This window comes from Thioclava sp. DLFJ5-1 (genome assembly GCF_002020115.1).
In the GTDB taxonomy this organism is placed as follows: Bacteria; Pseudomonadota; Alphaproteobacteria; order Rhodobacterales; family Rhodobacteraceae; genus Thioclava; species Thioclava sediminum.
The window spans coordinates 1-17565 of the sequence record NZ_MPZU01000003.1 but is presented as its reverse complement, the minus strand read 5'-3'; the positions used below and the strand labels follow the sequence as shown (position 1 = coordinate 17565).

General features: G+C 64.7%; 19 protein-coding genes. 11 read left to right on the top strand and 8 right to left on the bottom strand.

Annotation, left to right across the window (positions count from 1 at the left end):
• Window positions 1-2: 2 nt before the first annotated feature.
• The 7 genes from BMI86_RS10715 to BMI86_RS10685 all read right to left on the bottom strand — a co-directional run bounded on the left by BMI86_RS10715 (window position 3) and on the right by BMI86_RS10685 (window position 5804).
• Complete coding sequence (locus BMI86_RS10715; RefSeq protein ID WP_078541410.1) at window positions 3-707, bottom strand: ABC transporter ATP-binding protein; 705 nt, start codon at window positions 705-707, stop codon at window positions 3-5.
• Between the two features lie 139 nt (window positions 708-846).
• The gene (locus tag BMI86_RS10710; RefSeq protein ID WP_078541409.1) at window positions 847-1341 is read right to left on the bottom strand and encodes a hypothetical protein; all 495 of its coding nucleotides are present in this window, start codon (window positions 1339-1341) and stop codon (window positions 847-849) included.
• A 145-nt stretch (window positions 1342-1486) separates the two neighbouring features.
• Complete coding sequence (locus BMI86_RS10705) at window positions 1487-1873, bottom strand: DUF302 domain-containing protein (RefSeq protein WP_078541408.1); 387 nt, start codon at window positions 1871-1873, stop codon at window positions 1487-1489.
• Between the two features lie 28 nt (window positions 1874-1901).
• Window positions 1902-3287: an MBL fold metallo-hydrolase gene (locus BMI86_RS10700; RefSeq protein ID WP_078541407.1), complete on the bottom strand. Its 1386-nt coding sequence runs from the start codon at window positions 3285-3287 to the stop codon at window positions 1902-1904.
• A 137-nt stretch (window positions 3288-3424) separates the two neighbouring features.
• Window positions 3425-4789: a HAMP domain-containing sensor histidine kinase gene (locus tag BMI86_RS10695; protein ID WP_078541406.1), complete on the bottom strand. Its 1365-nt coding sequence runs from the start codon at window positions 4787-4789 to the stop codon at window positions 3425-3427.
• Window positions 4789-5454: a response regulator transcription factor gene (locus BMI86_RS10690; RefSeq protein WP_078541405.1), complete on the bottom strand. Its 666-nt coding sequence runs from the start codon at window positions 5452-5454 to the stop codon at window positions 4789-4791. The genes BMI86_RS10695 and BMI86_RS10690 overlap by 1 nt, the downstream gene beginning before the upstream one ends.
• Entirely contained in the window at window positions 5454-5804 is a 351-nt protein-coding gene (locus tag BMI86_RS10685; RefSeq protein ID WP_078541404.1) for a PepSY domain-containing protein, read from the bottom strand. The genes BMI86_RS10690 and BMI86_RS10685 overlap by 1 nt, the downstream gene beginning before the upstream one ends.
• Before the next feature lie 125 nt (window positions 5805-5929).
• Here BMI86_RS10685 and BMI86_RS10680 point away from each other — a divergent pair, with 125 nt between their 5' ends.
• The 8 genes from BMI86_RS10680 (at window position 5930) to BMI86_RS10650 (ending at window position 11635) form a co-directional block, all read left to right on the top strand.
• Window positions 5930-6400: a PepSY domain-containing protein gene (locus tag BMI86_RS10680; RefSeq protein ID WP_078522774.1), complete on the top strand. Its 471-nt coding sequence runs from the start codon at window positions 5930-5932 to the stop codon at window positions 6398-6400.
• A 458-nt stretch (window positions 6401-6858) separates the two neighbouring features.
• Window positions 6859-7326: a GNAT family N-acetyltransferase gene (locus BMI86_RS10675; RefSeq protein WP_078541403.1), complete on the top strand. Its 468-nt coding sequence runs from the start codon at window positions 6859-6861 to the stop codon at window positions 7324-7326.
• Between the two features lie 168 nt (window positions 7327-7494).
• On the top strand, window positions 7495-8382 hold the full coding sequence (locus BMI86_RS10670) for a LysR family transcriptional regulator (RefSeq protein WP_078541402.1): 888 nt from the start codon (window positions 7495-7497) through the stop codon (window positions 8380-8382).
• 106 nt (window positions 8383-8488) lie between these two features.
• Entirely contained in the window at window positions 8489-9112 is a 624-nt protein-coding gene (wrbA, locus tag BMI86_RS10665) for an NAD(P)H:quinone oxidoreductase (RefSeq protein ID WP_078541401.1), read from the top strand.
• Window positions 9112-9750, top strand: a complete 639-nt coding sequence (locus BMI86_RS10660; protein WP_078541400.1) for a DsbA family protein — start codon at window positions 9112-9114, stop codon at window positions 9748-9750. Before wrbA ends, BMI86_RS10660 begins: the two co-directional genes overlap by 1 nt.
• A 12-nt stretch (window positions 9751-9762) precedes the next feature.
• On the top strand, window positions 9763-9912 hold the full coding sequence (locus tag BMI86_RS21250; RefSeq protein WP_168173842.1) for a hypothetical protein: 150 nt from the start codon (window positions 9763-9765) through the stop codon (window positions 9910-9912).
• Window positions 9913-10017: 105 nt separating this feature from the next.
• Window positions 10018-10917, top strand: a complete 900-nt coding sequence (locus BMI86_RS10655; RefSeq protein WP_078541399.1) for an EamA family transporter — start codon at window positions 10018-10020, stop codon at window positions 10915-10917.
• A 25-nt stretch (window positions 10918-10942) separates the two neighbouring features.
• A complete protein-coding gene (locus BMI86_RS10650) occupies window positions 10943-11635 on the top strand; it encodes a DUF4386 domain-containing protein (RefSeq protein WP_143594769.1) in 693 nt (230 codons plus the stop codon).
• A 70-nt stretch (window positions 11636-11705) separates the two neighbouring features.
• Here the strand turns inward: BMI86_RS10650 and BMI86_RS10645 are convergent, their stop codons facing one another.
• On the bottom strand, window positions 11706-12818 hold the full coding sequence (locus BMI86_RS10645; RefSeq protein ID WP_078541398.1) for a zinc-binding dehydrogenase: 1113 nt from the start codon (window positions 12816-12818) through the stop codon (window positions 11706-11708).
• Between the two features lie 329 nt (window positions 12819-13147).
• Here BMI86_RS10645 and BMI86_RS10640 point away from each other — a divergent pair, with 329 nt between their 5' ends.
• The 3 genes from BMI86_RS10640 to BMI86_RS10630 all read left to right on the top strand — a co-directional run bounded on the left by BMI86_RS10640 (window position 13148) and on the right by BMI86_RS10630 (window position 16955).
• On the top strand, window positions 13148-14524 hold the full coding sequence (locus tag BMI86_RS10640; protein WP_078541397.1) for an NAD-dependent succinate-semialdehyde dehydrogenase: 1377 nt from the start codon (window positions 13148-13150) through the stop codon (window positions 14522-14524).
• Window positions 14521-15135 (top strand): glutathione S-transferase, encoded by a 615-nt coding sequence (locus tag BMI86_RS10635; RefSeq protein ID WP_078541396.1) that lies wholly within the window; start codon window positions 14521-14523, stop codon window positions 15133-15135. Before BMI86_RS10640 ends, BMI86_RS10635 begins: the two co-directional genes overlap by 4 nt.
• A 176-nt stretch (window positions 15136-15311) precedes the next feature.
• Window positions 15312-16955 carry an NAD(P)/FAD-dependent oxidoreductase gene (locus BMI86_RS10630; protein ID WP_078541395.1) on the top strand — a complete coding sequence of 548 codons (1644 nt, stop codon included), beginning with the start codon at window positions 15312-15314 and terminating at the stop codon, window positions 16953-16955.
• The last annotated feature ends 610 nt before the right edge of the window (window positions 16956-17565 follow it).

The window sequence follows — 17565 nt, the reverse complement described above, 5'->3', positions numbered from 1 at the left end:
GCTTACCATTCGATCTCGGCAGGATCGGCGCGGGTCTCGTTGACGATCGTCTCGCGCAGTTGGCCATCGGTGAAATGCAGTACGCGATGCGCCATCGCCGCCGTCGCCGCCGCATGGGTGACGATCAGCACGGTGGTGCCCAGCTCGCGGTTCACATCGTTGAGCACCTGCAGCACGCGCCGCCCCGTCGTGCTGTCGAGCGCGCCGGTCGGCTCGTCGCAAAACAGCACCGCCGGGCGTTTCGCGATGGCCCGCGCGATGGCGACGCGCTGCTGCTCGCCGCCCGACATCTGCGCCGGGAAATGGTCGAGCCGTTCCTCCAACCCCACCAGCCGCAGCGCCTCGCCCGCATCCATCGGGTCATGCGAGATCTCGGTCACCAGATCGACATTCTCGCGCGCGGTGAGGCTGGGCATCAGGTTGTAGAACTGGAAGACGAAGCCGACATGGCTGCGCCGATACTGCGTCAGCGCCCGGTCCGACATCTCGGTCAGGTTCTGATCGCCGAACCACGCCTGACCCGAGCTTGGCCTGTCGAGCCCGCCGATGATGTTGAGAAAGGTGGATTTGCCGCTGCCCGAGGGGCCCAGCAGCACGACGACCTCGCTGCGCGGAATTTCGAGCGTCACGTCTCGGAGCGCGTGAACCGCGGCAGGACCTTCGCCGTAGGTCTTCGACAATGCTTCGGTGCGAAAGGCAGGCTGCACGCTCGGCCTCTTGAGATAGATCGGGCAGAGTGCCCAACCCGGATCAGATCACAGCTTCTTCAGGCAGTCAAAATTTGTCGGCTCTGGCGGGGAGTTGAGCGCTTCAGCGTGACCCCGACGCATCGCGTCGCAGGCGTCGTCAGGTGCTGAGGCTGTGGAAGAAGAGGTCGATTTCCAGCGCCAGTCCGAACTCGAATTCAGTCAGTTCGGGATGGGTCCATTCGTGCTGTTCGAGTTGGTCGAGGAAGTCGCGCCGTTTGCGCTCGTCGCTCGCGTCCAGCGACAGGGTCTCGGCGGCGCGCAGCAGGTCGATCCGCTTATGGACCTCGCGCATGGCGGAGAAGGCTTCCATCATCACCGGCATCAGGCGCGGTTCGCTCTGCCAGGTTTGCCCGCCGAAGACCTCTTGCACGACACGGTTGCCCGAGCCGAGGCAGTCATAGGCGACGCAGCCCGCCATGCCTTCCTGCGTCAGCTTGTCGTGGATCGAGCAGTCATGCCCACAGAGGTGCCGACAGGGCTGGCCGGGGTTCTTGCTGAAGGCGAAGTCCTTGCCCTTGTCGAAGGCCAGCACCAGACAGCACAGGGCTGCGCATTGGGAACAGTCGGTCTTGAGACGATCGGTCTGGGACATTCTGGCCTTCGCTTAACGGGACCTCGCATGGGAGGTCGTCGGGCCGTGATATCCCGCAAAACGGCGCTCGAATGCAAGGGCTGCGCGAGACGCGTGCGGGTGTCCCGGCAGCGGCGGGGGATTCCGCTGCCGGGGTCTCTCTGGCTCAAATGGCCTGAACGGCCTTTTCCAGCATGTCGCGCACTTCGCCCGCGACCGACTTGAGCTGCGGATTGTCGATCGCCGTCATCGAGGCCTGCGGATCGATTGCGCAGACGAGAATGTCCGAACCGTCCTGCCGCAGAATGACGTTGCAGGGCAGCATCGCGCCGACATTCGGTTCCAGCTGGATCGCCTGATGCGCCATCTTCGGATTGCAGGCGCCGAGGATCATGTAGCCGGGCATGTCCTCGTCGAGCTTCTTCTTCATCGTGCTCTGCACGTCGATCTCGGTGAGCACGCCGAAGCCCTGCGCCTTCAGGGCCTCGCGGGTCCGGGTGTCGGCCTCTTCGAGCGTGGTATCGGTGAGGCGTTTGTCGATGGTGTAGCTCATGGTGTTGGCTCCTTGAGTTGAAAGCGGTTCAGGTTTCGACCGGGTAGTCCAGCGCGGACCATGCGCCGAAGCTGCCCGGCACGGCGGAGACGTTCTTGAACCCGGCGCGGTGCAGCAGGCTCGCGGCGAGGCTGGCGCGGTAGCCGCCCTGACAGTAGACGGCGTAGTCGGTGGACCGGTCCAGTTTGTCCATCTCGTCGTCGAGCGTGCCGAGGAAACGGTGGATCGCGCCGGGGATATGGCCGCCGTCCCACTCCTCGTCCTTGCGCACATCGAGCGGGGTCAGATCGCTGCCCTTCAACTCCTGCACGGTGACCTGCGGGATATGCACAAGCGGTCGCCCGGAGGTGCGCCACGCGGCGATGCCGCCGTTCAGGTAGCCCGCGAATTTCGTGAAGCCGACGCGCCAGAGACGCAGCACGGCCTCATCGATGTCGCTAGCTTTTTCGCTGACAAGCGCGATGGGCTTGTCGGGATCGAGCATCCAGCCCGCCCAGACCGACAGGATCGGCTGCAGCCCGATATTGAGCGACCCTTCGATAAAGCCGCCGCCGAAGGCGAGCATGTCGCGGAGGTCGACGAGTTGCACGTCATCATTGGCGATGAGCGCCTCGAACTCCTCCGGCGTCTTGCCGATGCAGCGCGGCAATCCGTGCATCACCTCGGGGCCCGCCGCGTTCACCTTCTTGAGGCGGGGGTAATGAGTCGGCACCGGCGGGGCGTCCTTCGTCATCTCGTCCTTGAAGGCCTCCAGATCGGTGATCTGGACATATTTGTTATGGGCCTTCTCATAGGCGATGCTGGTCGACATCCGGTCGCCGATATTCGGCCCGCAGGCCGAGCCCGCGCCGTGACAGGGATAGACGAGCACGCCCTCGGGCAGTTGCATGTAGAATTCCTGCGTGGTGCGGAACAGCGCCTCGGTCAGTTCCTCGGTCTTGTCGTCACCCAAGAGGTCGGGCCGACCGACCGAATCCACGAAGAAGGAATCCCCGCTCAGCACGCCCCACGGGTCGTCATTGTCCTTCTCGTAGAGCAGGAAGGAGACGTGTTCAGGCGTGTGCCCCGGCGTGTGCCGCGTCTCGAGCGTGAGATCGCCGAAGGTGAACTTGTCGCCGTCGCGGATGCCCTCATGCGCGAAGTCATATTCGGCGCCGCCCTCGACGCTGACGCAAAGCTTGGGCGTGCCATCCAGCCGGTCCACCAATTCGCGCGCGCCCGACAGGAAGTCGGCATGGATATGGGTCTCGAACACATGGGTGATCGTCAGGCCGAGCGCCTTGGCGCGCTCGATATAGATATCGCAATCCGGGCGGGGATCGACGACCGCGGCGGTGCCGCTGCCGGTGTCGCCCAAGAGGTAGGAGCACTGTGCGATCCCTTCCGCAAGGATCTGTTCAAAACGCATGGTCATGTCATTTGCCTCCGAATTTCCGTCAGCTCGGGATTGCCGGAGAAATGCGTCGCGATCGATTCATGTTCCAAAAGTTGAATATGTAGGCAGGACATCGCTCATAAACGATGCGTGAGGATGACGCCCGTTTCAGGTGTTCAGGAGCGGCGCGTGCCGGGGACGCCTGCGCGGGCGTCCGGAAGGATCAGGGTCACGCGCAGCCCGGTCTCGGCATTCGCGATGCTCAGCGTACCGCCGACGGCCTGCGCGATCTCGGCGCTGATCGACAGTCCCAAACCGTGACCGCTTTCATCGGCGCGCGCGCCGCGTTTCTGAAGATGCTCGATGCGGTCCGCCGAGATGCCGGGGCCATCGTCCTGCACGTCGATTGCGATCGCCGCGTCGCGTCGGCTGGCGCGGATCGTGACCTGCGATGTGGCGTGGCGGCTGGCATTCTCGATCAACGCCCCGAGGGCTTCGGCAAGATCACTGGCGTCGAGCGTCACCTGCAGATCCTCGGGCACGGCGATATCCCACTCCACCGCGCTGCCCGTGGGGGTGCGCCGGATCACCGAGACGATCTGCTGCACGACAGGGGCCACCGTGGCTTTGTCTTTCACCACGCGCCCCGCGAGGCGCGACCGGGTCAATTCGCGGTCGACATGGCGGCGCATCGCTTCGGCAATTTCCTCGATGGCGGCGGCGGGCTCGGTCTGGCCGGTCTGGCGCAGCCGGTCGGCCTCGCCCATCAGCGCCTGCAGCGGGGTCTTGAACCCATGCGCGAGATCGGCTGCGCGGTGGCGCGCGCGGTCCAGCTCGGCCTCGCGGGCGTCGATCAGCGCGTCGACCTCATTGGCGAGCGGCTGCACCTCTTTCGGGAAATCGCTGCCGAGCCGGCGCTGTTCGCCCGAGCGCACGGCGAGCACGCGTCGCCCGACTTCCGACAGGGGGCGCAGGCCGAAGAAGAGCTGAACCCATCCGGCGACGATCAGGGCGGCGGCGAGGATCGCATTATAGGGCAGAAGCTCTTTCAGAAAATCGCTGCGCGCCTGATCCAGATCGGTCGTCGTCAGCGCGACCGCCGCGCGCACTTGGCTCCCGCCCAGCGAAGGCGGCAGGGTCACACTGCGCTCGAGCGTCAGAAGGGTGTCGCCTGTCTGGTCGGGGAGACGATGCACGTGGATATGTCCGTCGGGCAGCTCATCGGGCGGCAGGGGCAGCGCGTAATCCCAAAGCGAGCGCGACCGCAGCAGCGTGTCGCCGAGGTCGATCTGCCAATAAAGCCCGCTCAGAGGCTGGTCGAACCGCGGATCGGCGGGCGGCGTCTGCAGCGCCAGCCTCCCGTCGGCATCGCGTCCGAGCGCCGCCACGACCTGATCGAGCTGCACCGACAGTTCGGCCTCGGCCCGGCGCTGAACATGGGCGGCAAACAGCGCCGTAAGCGCGGCGGAGGCAATCGCCAGCGCCAGCACCACCGCGAGCGCGCCGCCAAGCGCGAGCCGGAGGCGCAGCGACAACCGCATCACGCGCCGCCGCCTTCGAGGAAATAGCCAAAGCCGCGCCGCGTGCCGATCACGCCGGGGCCCAGCTTACGGCGCAGCCGCGCCACGAGCGCCTCCAGCGCATTGGCCTCGCGCGAGTCGTCATCGCCGTAGAGATGTTCGAGCAGTTCGGTCGGCGGCACGACGCGGTCGCGATGCAGCATCAGGTAGGAGAGCAGCCGGAATTCCAGCGCCGTCGCCGCAATCGGCACGCCGCGGATCGACACGCTCATCCGGTTCGCGTCGAGCGTCAACTCGCCCACGCTCTGGTTCGACGAGGCTCGCCCTGCCGACCGCCGGATCAGGGCACGCGCCCGCGCCACCAGCTCTTCCATGCGGAACGGTTTGGGCAGGTAGTCGTCGGCGCCTGCGTCGATGCCTTCGACCCGCTCGGTCCAGGCGCCGCGCGCGGTCAGCACCAGCACCGGCATCTCGCGATCATTGGCGCGCCATTTCTTGAGGATGCTCAGCCCGTCCATCTTCGGCAGGCCGAGATCGAGAATGACGAGGTCGTAATCTTCGGTATCGCCCAGAAACCACGCATCAAGCCCGTCCGCGCAGGTCTCGACGAGAAATCCCGCCGCCTCGAGCGCAGCCTTGAGATCCGCCGCGATCCTCTGGTCGTCCTCGACCGCCAATACGCGCATTACTTGTCCCCGTCGCGCTCGCTGTCTTCGGGACCACCAATCGGCAAACCGGTCGCCGCGTCAACCTCAAGCTCGATGATCCGGCCTTCCGGGGTGATCAGCTTGAGTTCGTAGACATAGTGACCGTCATCCGATTCGAGATCCAGCTTGATGACGCGGCCGCCGAAACGGTTGCGCACGCCGCCGAGGATTTTCGACAGCGGAAGGATCTCCTCGCGCTCGACCGCGCTGCGCGCCCGGTCGTGATCCGAGCCGCCTCGGCCCGAGCCGCCGCCGCCGCCCGCACGCTCAGCGAGGGCGGGCGTGGCCGTGGCCAGCGAAAGAAGGAGGAGGGTCGTGAGCGTTTTCATACGGCTTTCCTAGCGCAAACAAGCTGACAGAACGCTGACAAAGCCCGTCAGTACGGCGTCAGAGTGATTCTGCCAATGTCGTCTCATCCGGGCAACTCGCCCCTATCCGATCACAGGAGTTAAAGATGAAACGCACTCTTCTCTTCACCGCCGCCCTCGGTGCCGCTGTCGGCGCATTCAGCCTCGGTGCCGCACAGGCGCAGGGTCCTGGTGGCAATGGGAATGGTGGCGGCGGGCAGTCGGGCGGTCAGGTCATGCTGCCGCAGAAGAATGCCACGCAGACCAAGTCCCAGAACCGCGAGACCTACGAATACCGGAACGAATATCGCAACTCGTATCGCAATGGCGAGTCCGAGGGCGAATATGGCATGCCGTCGAACTACCGCGAGGAAGTTCGCAACATGAATCAGGCACGCGAGCAGTGGAAGAAGATGGACGAGGTCGCCAGCGACCTGCGTGCCGAGGGCTACCAGATCAGCAAGATGGAGATGGAGCGCTACAGCTATGAAGCCAAGGTCCGCGATCGCGACGGTCGTCGGCTTGAGCTGAAGCTCGACCCGGTGTCGGGCGAGATCATCGGCTCCGAGCTGGACTGATGAGCGAAGGAGCGGCCAGTCGGGTCTGAGGCCCTTTCGTCCGCTTCGGATACTGCGGGCTGGTGGCGAGATTCGCCACCGCCCACCTGACACTCGAGTTGAGTGTCCTACATTTGGGAGGCGTGCACCTCGCGGGCCACTCCCATCCCGAACACCTCGCGAGAGCCATGGTCACCGGCCGCAAACACGCCTGACCTGAGCCGCGGGGTATCGAGCGAGCTTTGTTGTGCCGTCCCCACACCCCTCACAAAGCTCGCTCGATTATTCTCCAAAGCTCCGAAATGGTGAATATTCGAGCGCCGCTATCTGATGGCCGGTCGCTCGTCCTGCCCGCACCGTGGACATGGACGCAGTTGCGGGGCCCCTCCGGTTGACCCGGACTGGACTTTTGTGTCAGGCACGCGACCTTTCATGAGGACCCTCGGCGCACGTGCCGGGCCCAGCCGAAGGAAGGACATATGGCACTTACCCTGCGCCGCAACCGCGACCGCGATCTGGCACCCTTGGCAGCGATGCTGTCGGACGCCGAAATCCCGCTGCTCAATCCCAATGCGAAAGTCCCGTTCGACGAGATGGAATGGCATCAGAAGTGGCTCGGAGACCGCGAAGATGTTTCCTTCTACCTGCAGGATGCCGCAGGGCGAGATGTGGGTTTCTTCGCGCTGCGTGAGGGTGTCGGGCCAGAGGTGCGGCACCTTACCTATGTCTATCTCGTCGAAGAGGCACGCGGTGGTGCCGCTGCGGAGCTTACGAGCCATGTGGAGCAGGCAGCACGCGACCTCGGGGCGCTGACCCTGACCTTGAAGGTGGAAGTCGACAACGCGCCAGCCCACAACGCCTATCTCTCGGCTGGCTATGAGGAGCTGTCGCGGCGGCAGGGCATGGCCACGATGCGGCTGGATCTGGAGGAGCGGCCCGACGAGTGAGCGGGCCCTCTGGTCGCAGCCTTGGGCCGCGGTCGTGAAGGTCGCCTTCGTCTCCCGCGATGCACCCTGCGGCTTCGGCACTTACGACCGCTCTCTGCGAAGGCGTTCGCGTGGCGCGAAATTCGTGCTATTCGGAGCGCTACCTGACCGCTCCGAGTGTCTTCCGAAATGGACAAGCTTTCCGTCATGCAAGCCTTCCGCCGCATCGTAGAGCGCGGCAGTTTCGCGCGCGCGGCGGAGGATCTCGGGGTGTCGCCCGCGCTTCTGAGCCGCGAGATCAAGCTGCTGGAAGAAAGCCTCGGGAGCTCGCTGCTGACACGCACGACGCGCTCGATGTCTCTGACCGATGCCGGGCGTCTCTACTATGACGAGGCGAGCGGCATTCTCGACGCGGTGACCTCGGTCGAGACGCGTATCCGCGACGGGGCCGGGGCGGTGCGCGGGCATCTGAAAGTGAACGCCTCCAGCTCCTTCGGGCAGACGGTGATTTCCCCGATCCTGCCGCAGTTTCTGGAGGCGCATCCTGATCTGCGGCTGTCGCTCTCGCTCGATGACCGAGTTGTCGACATGGTGGAGGGCGGCTTCGATGTCTCGATCCGCATCCGACCGGCGATGCCGGACTCGGCTCTGGTCGCGCGCAAGATCGGCACGATGCGGCAGCGCATCTTCGCCGCGCCTGCCTATCTCGCGCGGGCTGGCAGTCCCGAGCGACCGGAGGATATCGCGGGGCATAGGGTCATCGGCTTCCTGCTGGCCGACCATCTGACGAAATGGGCGCTGCACGGGCCGTCCGGGGCCACCACGCTAGATCTCGATCCCGCCATTCGCGTGGGCAACAGTCTCGTGCTGCGCGACCTGCTGATCGCGGGGCAAGGCATCGGCACCTTGCCGGATTTCGTCTCGAACGAGCCAGAGAGGCGCGGCGATCTGGTGCGCGTCCTGCCCGAGTGGGAACTGCCCGCGCCGGAGATTTTCGCCGTGACCGCCTCGCGGCTGGGCATGGATGCGAAAGTGACGGCGTTTCTCGATCACCTGCGGGCGGCGATGGAAGCCTGACATTCTTCAACCGGCGTAAAGAGTGATTTTCGCCTCGAGCGGTTATTCCGACGCGGGCGATCCGCGATCTTCTCAGGCAACGAAACCCATGCCCTGAGAGGATCAAATGACCCGCGTTCTCGTTCTCTATTATTCCAGCTACGGCCATGTCCGTGCGCTCGCCCAAGCAGAGGCGGAGGGGGCGCGCAGCGTGCCCGGTACGCATGTCGATCTGCGCCGCGTTCCCGAAACACTGCCTGACGACATCCGGCAGAAGGCTGGCTTCGCCGCGGATGATACGCCCGTCGCCAGCCCCGCCGATCTCGAAGCCTATGATGCGATCATCTTCGGCACGCCCACGCTGTTCGGGATGATGGCCGGGCAAGTGAAGTCCTTCCTCGATCAGGCGGGCGGGCTCTGGGCGCGCAATGCGTTGGTCGGCAAGGTCGCCGCCGTGTTCACCTCGACCGGCTCGCAGCATGGCGGGCACGAGGCGACGCTGCTTTCCACGCAGATTCCACTGCAGCATTTCGGAATGCTCATCGCCGGGATGCCCTACACTTTCGCCGATCAGACGCGGGCCGACGGGATCGTCGGCGGAGCGCCCTACGGCGCCGGCACGATCGCCGGGGCGGACGGGTCGCGGAGACCGACCGAGACCGATCTCGCGGGCGCCCGCTTCCAAGGCGCTCATGTCGCGCGCATTGCGGCGCGGCTGGCAGGGGCCGCTCTGAACGAGGAGGCCGCGTGATGCCCAAGCTCACCATCGATTTCTTTCACGACGTCGTCTGCTGCTGGTGTTTCAACATCTCGTCGCGGATGCGCAGCCTCGCCGCCGAGTTCGATCTCGACATCCGGCACCGCACCTTCGTCCTGCAGGCAGATCGCGCCGAAATGGCCACGCGCTGGGGCTCCCCCGAAGCCGCCCGCGAGACCATCCTCGGGCATTGGGCGGTCTGCAGAGAGGTCAGCGACCGACCGGAGCTTGTCGATATCGAGGCCATGCGGGTCGCTGATTTCGACTATCCCCACGGGATGACCGCCGCGCTCGGATGCAAGGCCGCAGAGGCGCTGGGCGGGCAGGACGCCCATTGGGAGATGTTCGACCGGTTGCAGCGCGCGCATCTCTCCGAGGCCCGGAACATCGCAGATCCGGTCATCGTGCGCGATGTCGCGCGAAGCCTCGGGTTCGAGGCAGCGGCCTTCGCAGAGGCGTTCGACGATCCGGCCACGGCGGAGGCTGTCGAAGCCGATCGTCAACGCGCCCGTGCCCTTCAGGTGCGCTCCATTCCGGCGCTGATCGTTCGGGAAACCGGCGCGCGGCTCGTGAACGGGACGCGTGAAGACCTCGCGGCACAGCTGCGCAGCTCGCTGAAACTCGTCGCCTGAGGAGTGCCCCTGATGACGATCCGTTTTGTCTTCCGTGGTCTCCGGCATCGGCGCTTCCATCCGCGACGCGTGCCGCGCGATCTCTCGCCCCATCTGATGCGCGATATCGGGCTCGAGCCTTGGCCTGAGCGCCCCTGTCTCTCGCCGCGCCACTTCCGCTGAGCGACCCGACCGAAGGCGCCAAAGGCACCTTCACGCGGTCCGCCGATACCGCCCGCGAGAGCCCCGTCTTCTCACTCTCGCTTTTCCCTCAATACGAGTCACCCAATGTCACGTACCACCGATATTTTCCTCACGGCGCTCGCCCCGGCTATCTGGGGGAGCACCTATCTCGTCACCACCGAGGCGCTGCCCGCTGGCTACCCCATCACGCTTGCGGCCCTGCGCGCCTTGCCTGCGGGGCTGTTGCTGGTCGCGCTCACGCGGTCGCTGCCGCCGCGTGCATGGCTTGGCCGCACCTTCCTCCTTGGCAGCCTGAACTTCGCCCTGTTCTGGAGCCTTCTCTTCGTGGCGGCCTATCGCCTGCCCGGCGGGGTCGCGGCGACGCTCGGTTCGCTGCAGGCGATGATGGTCATCCTCATGGCGCGCGGCTGGCTTGGTACGCCGGTGTGCGCCGGGGCGGTTGCCGCTGCGGCGACGGGCGTTCTGGGTGTCGCGCTCCTGCTGCTGGGGCCGGATGCTGCGCTCGATCCCGTGGGTATCATCGCAGTTATTGGCGGGGCCGCGTCGATGGCGGCGGGCACCGTGCTCAGCCGCAAATGGCAGCCGCCTGTCTCGGCGCTGAGTTTCACCGGCTGGCAACTGACGGCGGGCGGGCTGATCCTTTTGCCGCTGGCTTTGATCGTCGAGCCGTCCCTGCCGCCGCTGACCGCGCTGAACCTGTCCGGGCTGATCTGGCTCGGCCTGATCGGGGCGGGCGCGACCTATGCGATCTGGTTCCGGGGAATCGCCCGTCTCGAACCCGGCGCGGTCTCGATGCTGGGGATGATGAGCCCGGTCTCGGCGGTTAGTCTGGGCTGGCTCTGGCTGGGGCAGGGCCTGTCGTTGCTCCAGATGAGCGGCGCGACTATCGTTCTCGTCTCGGTCTGGGCGGGGCAGCGCGCGAACCGTCCGCGTGCGCCGGGCACCTTCCAACCTTCGGTCGTGGCGCAATCGAGAGCGGCGTGAGCGTCAATCAACGGAGGACTTCCGCGTGGCCCAACTTTCCCTGACCGACGACCTGATCCGACAGTCGCGCCTCGCCGGGCTGCTTTACCTCATCATCATCGTCATGGGGCTGGGTGCCGAGCTTGGGCTGCGCGCTCCCCTGATCGACCTTTCAGATGCCGCGGGCACGGCCGCGGCGATACTGGCGGCACCGGGCCAGTTCCGGCTGGCGATCGTCGCCGATCTGGTCATGGCGCTGAGCGATGCGGGGCTCGCCGTCTTGCTTTATCTGATTTTCCGCAGCGTCGCTCCGGGTCTTGCCCTGTCGGCGATGGTGTTTCGGCTGGTTCAGGCGGTCCTAATCGCGGCAAATCTGATGGCCTTGCAGACGGCTTGGCTGCTTCTGTCAAACGCACATGATCTGGACGACGCCCGGTCGCTGGCGCTGATCTTTCTCGAGCTGCATGGCCATGGCTACGATCTCGGGCTGGTCTTCTTCGGTGTGAACAGCCTGATGATGGGCGCGCTGGTCTGGCGCTCGGGCGTTTTCGCAAAAGCCTTCGGGGTGGGGCTTGCGCTGGCCGGTCTGGTCTATCTGATCGGCAGCGGAATACGGTTTCTCGCCCCCGACCTCTCGGTGGCTTTCGCCCCGGCATATGGGGTGACGATCCTCGCAGAGACTGCGTTCTGCCTCAGGCTACTTTTTCCGCCGCGCCGACACGGGCGGAGCGTGAGCTGACCAAGGTCCGTTCTCGCGACTTCCGGCGAAGCGGTCCGGATCCGATCCGGGCCGCTTCGCCGACGCATTATCAGGACCAGGGGGTCACGAGGTATTTCTCTCCGGTCTTCATCTTCCGGTAGTCGGTCACGGCTTCCTTCGTCAGCATCTCGTCGAGATTGACGCGCTGCTTGTAGTGGCTGGCGAAGGTGGTCGTGAGATTGTCGCGCACGCGCTTGCGCATGCGGCCGACGGTTTCTTGCCCCGCCGCTTGCAGGAACGGGAACAGCAGCCAGCCCGAGAGCGTCCAGCCGAAACCGTAGCTCGGGGAAAGCGTCGTCGGGCCGGTGTCGAGCCGACCGTAGATGAACATCCGCTTGGGCTGGTTCGAGCCGTAGCGCGAATATTCCGTCATCCGGCTCACCGCGACCTGTTCCATCGCCTTGAAGGCGTTGTCGACCGCGTGGCCGCCGCCGATCGGATCGAAGCCGTAGAAGGCGCCGGTGTCGTCGATCGCGGCGCTGAGCTGCTCCATGAAGTCATCCTGCGACGAGTTCACGACATGGGTGGAGCCGATCTTCTGGAGCAGATCGACCTGATCGTCCTTGCGCACGATATTGACGAGACCGAGCCCGTCCTCCTGACAGATGCGGGTCAGCATCTGGCCGAGGTTCGACGTCCCGACCGTGTGCAGGATCGCGTCCTGCCCGTCCATCTTGGCGTTCTCGGCGAACCCCAGCGCGGTCATCGGATTGACGAACGCGCTCGCGCCCTCCTCGGAGGATTGATCGCCCAGCGGCAGGCACATCTGCGCATCGGCGATGCAATATTGGCTGTAGGCGTTGCCCGGCACGCAGGAAACCCGTTGTCCCATCAGCGCCTTGGCTGCGTCGCTGTCACCGGTCGCGACCACCGTGCCCGCGCCCTCGTTGCCCGCGGGCAGCTTGAGGCCGTGCCGCGCTTTCGAACCCGCGTTGAACGGCTCGGGCATCTTGGCCACGAATTTGCCGGGGGAATATTCCGCGTTCTCCATATCCGCCGCGCCGACGAGGATGGCGAGGTCCGACGGATTGATCGGAGCCGCTTCCATCTTCACGAGGACCTGATTGCCGGTCGGATCGGGGAAGTCCACGTCCTCGATCGCGACGGTGAGCGTACCGTCTGTCTCCAGCGTCGTGAACAGTTGCTTGCCAGTGGTCGCCATGTCGATCTCCAGATTTGAATGTCGTCGGGAAGAGGTTGGTTCACGCCCAGAGATTTCCGAGGGCGCGCTTGCATTGCCAGATAGAGCGCCCTGCGTCCGAGGCGACCGCAAAGCGTGCAGCGAAAAGGCGCGCGGCTACGTTCCGCTGCGTCTTTTCCGGGGTCTTCAAATGCTTGGCCCCGGGTGAGAGCGACAAGACCGGGCTAGGGACAAGTTTTCGTGCTCAGCAGTGACCGTTTCGCGGGCCGAAAGACGCCGCGTTACCGTCGCTGGCGCTGGAACTCCTCGACTGCGGTGCAAGTTTCCCTGGTGAAATCGAAGGAGTTCTCATGTCCACGATCACCACCACCAACCCTGCGACGGGCGAGACGATCCAGACCTATCCGCTGATGTCCGAGCAGGAGGCCGTCGAGAAACTCGAGGCCGCGCAGTCCGCTTTTCTGGAGTGGCGCAAGCTGTCCCATTCCGAGCGCGCGCCCTACCTGACCAAGATCGCCGCGAAGCTCCGCGAGAATGCGGAGGAGCTGGCCGCGCTGATGACGCGCGAGACCGGCAAGCTTCTGAAGGACGGCAAGGCCGAGGTCGAGATCTGCGCCGCGATCTTTGAATATACCGCGAAGACCGGGCCCGACTTGCTCGCTGACGAGGAACGCACCCACGGCGCGAACGGATCGCGTGGTGTCGTGACCTATCAGCCGACCGGCGTGATCTACTCGATCCAGCCGTGGAACTTCCCGCTCTATCAGCCGGTGCGCGTATTGGCGGCGAACCTGATGGCGGGCAACGCCTGCGTGCTCAAACATGCGAGCATCTGCACCGGCTCCGGGCTGCGCCTGCGGGAACTCTGCATCGAGGCTGGGCTGCCGGAGGATCTGTTCCAGGTCATCCTGATCGACCACGAGACCAGCGACAATCTGATCGAGCATCCGCTCGTGCGCGGTGTGACCCTGACCGGGAGCGACGGTGCAGGTCGGCATGTGGGCAGCGTGGCGTCGAAGGCGCTGAAGAAGACCGTGCTCGAGCTGGGCTCCAACGACGCCTATCTCGTGTTGGAAGATGCCGATATCGCAACGGCGGTGAAATTCTCGCTGATGGGGCGGCTCTATAACAACGGCGAGACCTGCGTCTCGGCGAAACGCTTTGTCGTGGCGGACAAGGTTTATGACGCCTTCGTCGAGGCCTTCGTCGAGCAGATGAAGGGCGTGAAGATGGGCGATCCCACGAAAGACGACACCCAGCTTGGCCCGCTTTCCAGCGAAGATCAGTTCGAGACGGTGAAGGAGCAGGTCGAGCAGAGCCTCGCCAAGGGTGCAAAGGCGCTTTGCGGCGGCGAGGCCCCGGGCGGCACCGGTGCCTATTACCCCGCGACGGTGCTGGTCGACGTGGTCCCCGGCATGCCCGCTTATGACGACGAAATCTTCGGTCCCGTCGCTGCGGTGATCCGCGCCAAGGATGACGAGGATGCGATGCGCATCGCCAATGATAGCCGCTATGGCCTTGGCGGCGGGATCTTCAGCAAGGATGAAGACCGCGCCCTCAAACTCGCCCGCGATCACTTCGATACCGGGATGGTCCGGATCAACTCTTTCGGGACCGCCGATCCGAACATGCCTTTCGGCGGGGTTAAGGACTCGGGTTACGGACGCGAGCACGGCGGCTTCGGCATGAAGGAATTCGTCAACGCAAAAGCGGTGTTCCTGCCATGATTACCCTCCACGCTCTGCACTATTCCCGCGCGACCCGTGTGCTCTGGCTGCTCGCCGATCTTGGCGAGCCCTGCCACCGGGTGGATTATCAGCGCACCGAGAATTTTCGCGCGCCGGAGGCCCTGTCCCGGGTTCACCCCTTGGGCAAGTCCCCGGTGATCGAGGACGGCAATCGGATACTCGCGGAGTCCGCAACGATCCTTCGCTACCTCGTCGCGAAATACGGCGACGAGAGCCACACACCGCCGCGGGGCACTCCGGAATTCTGGCAGCACGAGGAGCTCCTCGATTACGTCGAGAGCTCCTTCGCCGAGGTCGTGCTGCAGGCGATTTTGCCAGCCTTCCGCGACAAGCCGGTCCCCGCTCAGGCGCAGGCGGCGCTTGATGCCCATCTCAATTTCATCGCACGGGCGATCGGTACGGGGCCTCTGCTGTTCGGCGACAAGGCGATGCTGGCCGATATCCAGATGTCCTATGTCATCGCCTTGTTGGCGCGGTTCGATCTGCTCGCGGATCATCCGAAAGTCGCGGCCTATTGGACGGCGCTGCGAGCGCAGCCAGGATACATCGCCGCGACGGAGGCTGCGGGCCCGATGGCACTTCCCGGGTAAGGGCCGTCGCGGATTTCGCTGCGGTGACCCGAGCTTGAAAAGGCCGGATCGATCTGGTCAACCCGCCGGCCCGAGCGTCGGCGGAATGCCTGCTTGCAGACCCTGATATTCTCGTAGAGGTCTTCTTTACCGCATCCATCGGGTCGCGGTGACGACTGGCGCAGCAGGAGACAGCTATGCAGCAATTGACAGCCTTTGGACCGGACTTTCCCTTTTCCTACGAGGACTGGATCAGTCACCCTGCGGGTCTCGGCACGATTCCCAAAGACATGCTGGGCGCGCCTGTCGCCATCATCGGTGCCGGAGCGGCCGGGGTGATCGCGGCCTACGAATTGATGAAGCTCGGTCTGCGGCCCGTTGTCTACGAGTCCTCTCAGTTCGGCGGGCGGTTGCGCTCGCAGAGTTTCGAAGGAACGGATGGGGTCGTGGCGGAGCTTGGCGGGATGCGCTTCCCCGTCTCCTCGCGTGGGTTCTACCACTATGTCGATCTCGTCGGATGCGAGAGCCGACCCTTTCCCAACCCGCTGACGCCCGCCGCCGGGTCGACTGTCATCGAGCTTGAGGGCCAACGCCATTTCGCCCGCAGCCTCGAGGATCTGCCCGAGCAATACCATCAGATCGCAGAGGCCTATGACGAAGCGTTGCGCAGTCAGGCGGCTTTTCCCGACCTGCAAGCCGCGGTGCGCGCCAAGGACATTGAGGCCATCAAGGCGATCTGGGATCCGCTCGTCCAAGACTGGGACGAGCGCACCTTCTACGATTTCGTGGCCCATTCCGACGCGTTCCAGAAGCTCGATTTCTCGCACCGGGAGATTTTCGGTCAGGTCGGCTTCGGAACCGGCGGCTGGGACTCGGACTTCCCGAACTCGATGCTGGAAATCCTGCGGGTGAACCTGCTCGGGCTCGACGACGATCAGCGCTACATCGTGGGCGGGGTGGAGACTGTCCTACATCGCCTGTGGAACGCAGCGCCTGCCTGTGCGCATTGGCCGGAGGGCACGACGCTCGCGAGCCTGCATGGCGGTGCGACGCGCAGCCGCGCGACCGCCCTGAGCCGGGCAGGCGAGATGATCCGGCTTCGCGACCAATGGGGCAACGAGGACGACTATGCCGCGGTGCTCGCGACCTGCCAGACGCACCTGCTGACGACGGCCATCGAGACCGAAGAGGATCTGTTCGATCAGAAGATGTGGATGGCGCTCGACCGGACCCGCTACATGCAGGCCGCGAAAACCTTCGTCATGACCGACCGACCGTTCTGGAACGACATCGACCCGGAAACCGGCGAGCCGCTGATGTCGATGACGCTCACCGACCGGCTGACGCGGGGCACCTATTTCTTCGACAATGGGCCCGACCGGCCGGGGGTGATCTGTCTCAGCTACGCCTGGATGAGCGACGCGCTCAAGGTGCTGCCGCTCAGTGCGGAGCGCCGGGTGGAGCTTTCGCTGCAGGCGCTGGGCAAAATTTACCCCGGCGTCGACATCGCCTCGCATATCCGCGGCCAGCCGATCTGCGTGAGCTGGGAGGCGGACGAAAACTTCCTTGGGGCTTTCAAGGGCGCCCTGCCGGGTCACTATCGCTACAACCACCGCATCTACGGCCACTTCATGCAGCAAGGTATGGCCGCAAGCCAGAAGGGCGTTTTCCTCGCCGGGGACGGTGTGAGCTGGACCCCCGCCTGGGTCGAAGGTGCGGTGCAGACGTCGCTCAATGCGGTGTGGGGGATCATGACGCATCTCGGGGGCAGCAGCCCCGCGGCAAACCCCGGTCCCGGCGATCTCTATCCCGAGCGCGGGCCGATCAGGCTGGCCGATTGATCCAAAGGGCCCACGCGGCATGGAAATGTCATGCGCCGTGGGTCAGGTGGTCTGTTCTCAGGAAGAGGCTGCCACTGGGGGTGCAGGCGGACCAATAGGCCCTGAGCCTAGTCTTGGCTCGGTGTTTTCGTTGCGTTGATGGCGGTTCGATTCCGTACGTTTCGCTGGTGACTCGGTTGGTTTGGGGTGCTGCCCTTGGGGCATGGTGCTCAGGAGGTTTCGCGGGGGCGGGTGATTTGCGCAAGATTCTTCCCTGCGGTGGTTTGGTGTGAATTGAGTGCATTTGCAGTGGCGTTGAAAACGTAGAGATTTCAGTGGTTTGGTGAGTTCTTTCGAGAAAAGTGACAGTTTTTCGAAAAAGGCACTTGCGACTCCCGGGTGTGATCCGTAAATACCGCCTCACCGAAGCGGCACACACCGCAACGGGGCGCCGGAAGGGCTCGCAAGGGGCTGAAGGCGAAGGAAATTTTGGAGATACGGTTGGCAGGCGGCGCCCCAAGGGATTGAGGCGAGGCCGGTTGATTTTGTCTCCGCGCTCTTTGACATTGATAGATATCTGAAGAGATATGCGGGCGGTTTGGTCGATGATCGATGCGGACCGGAGCATATC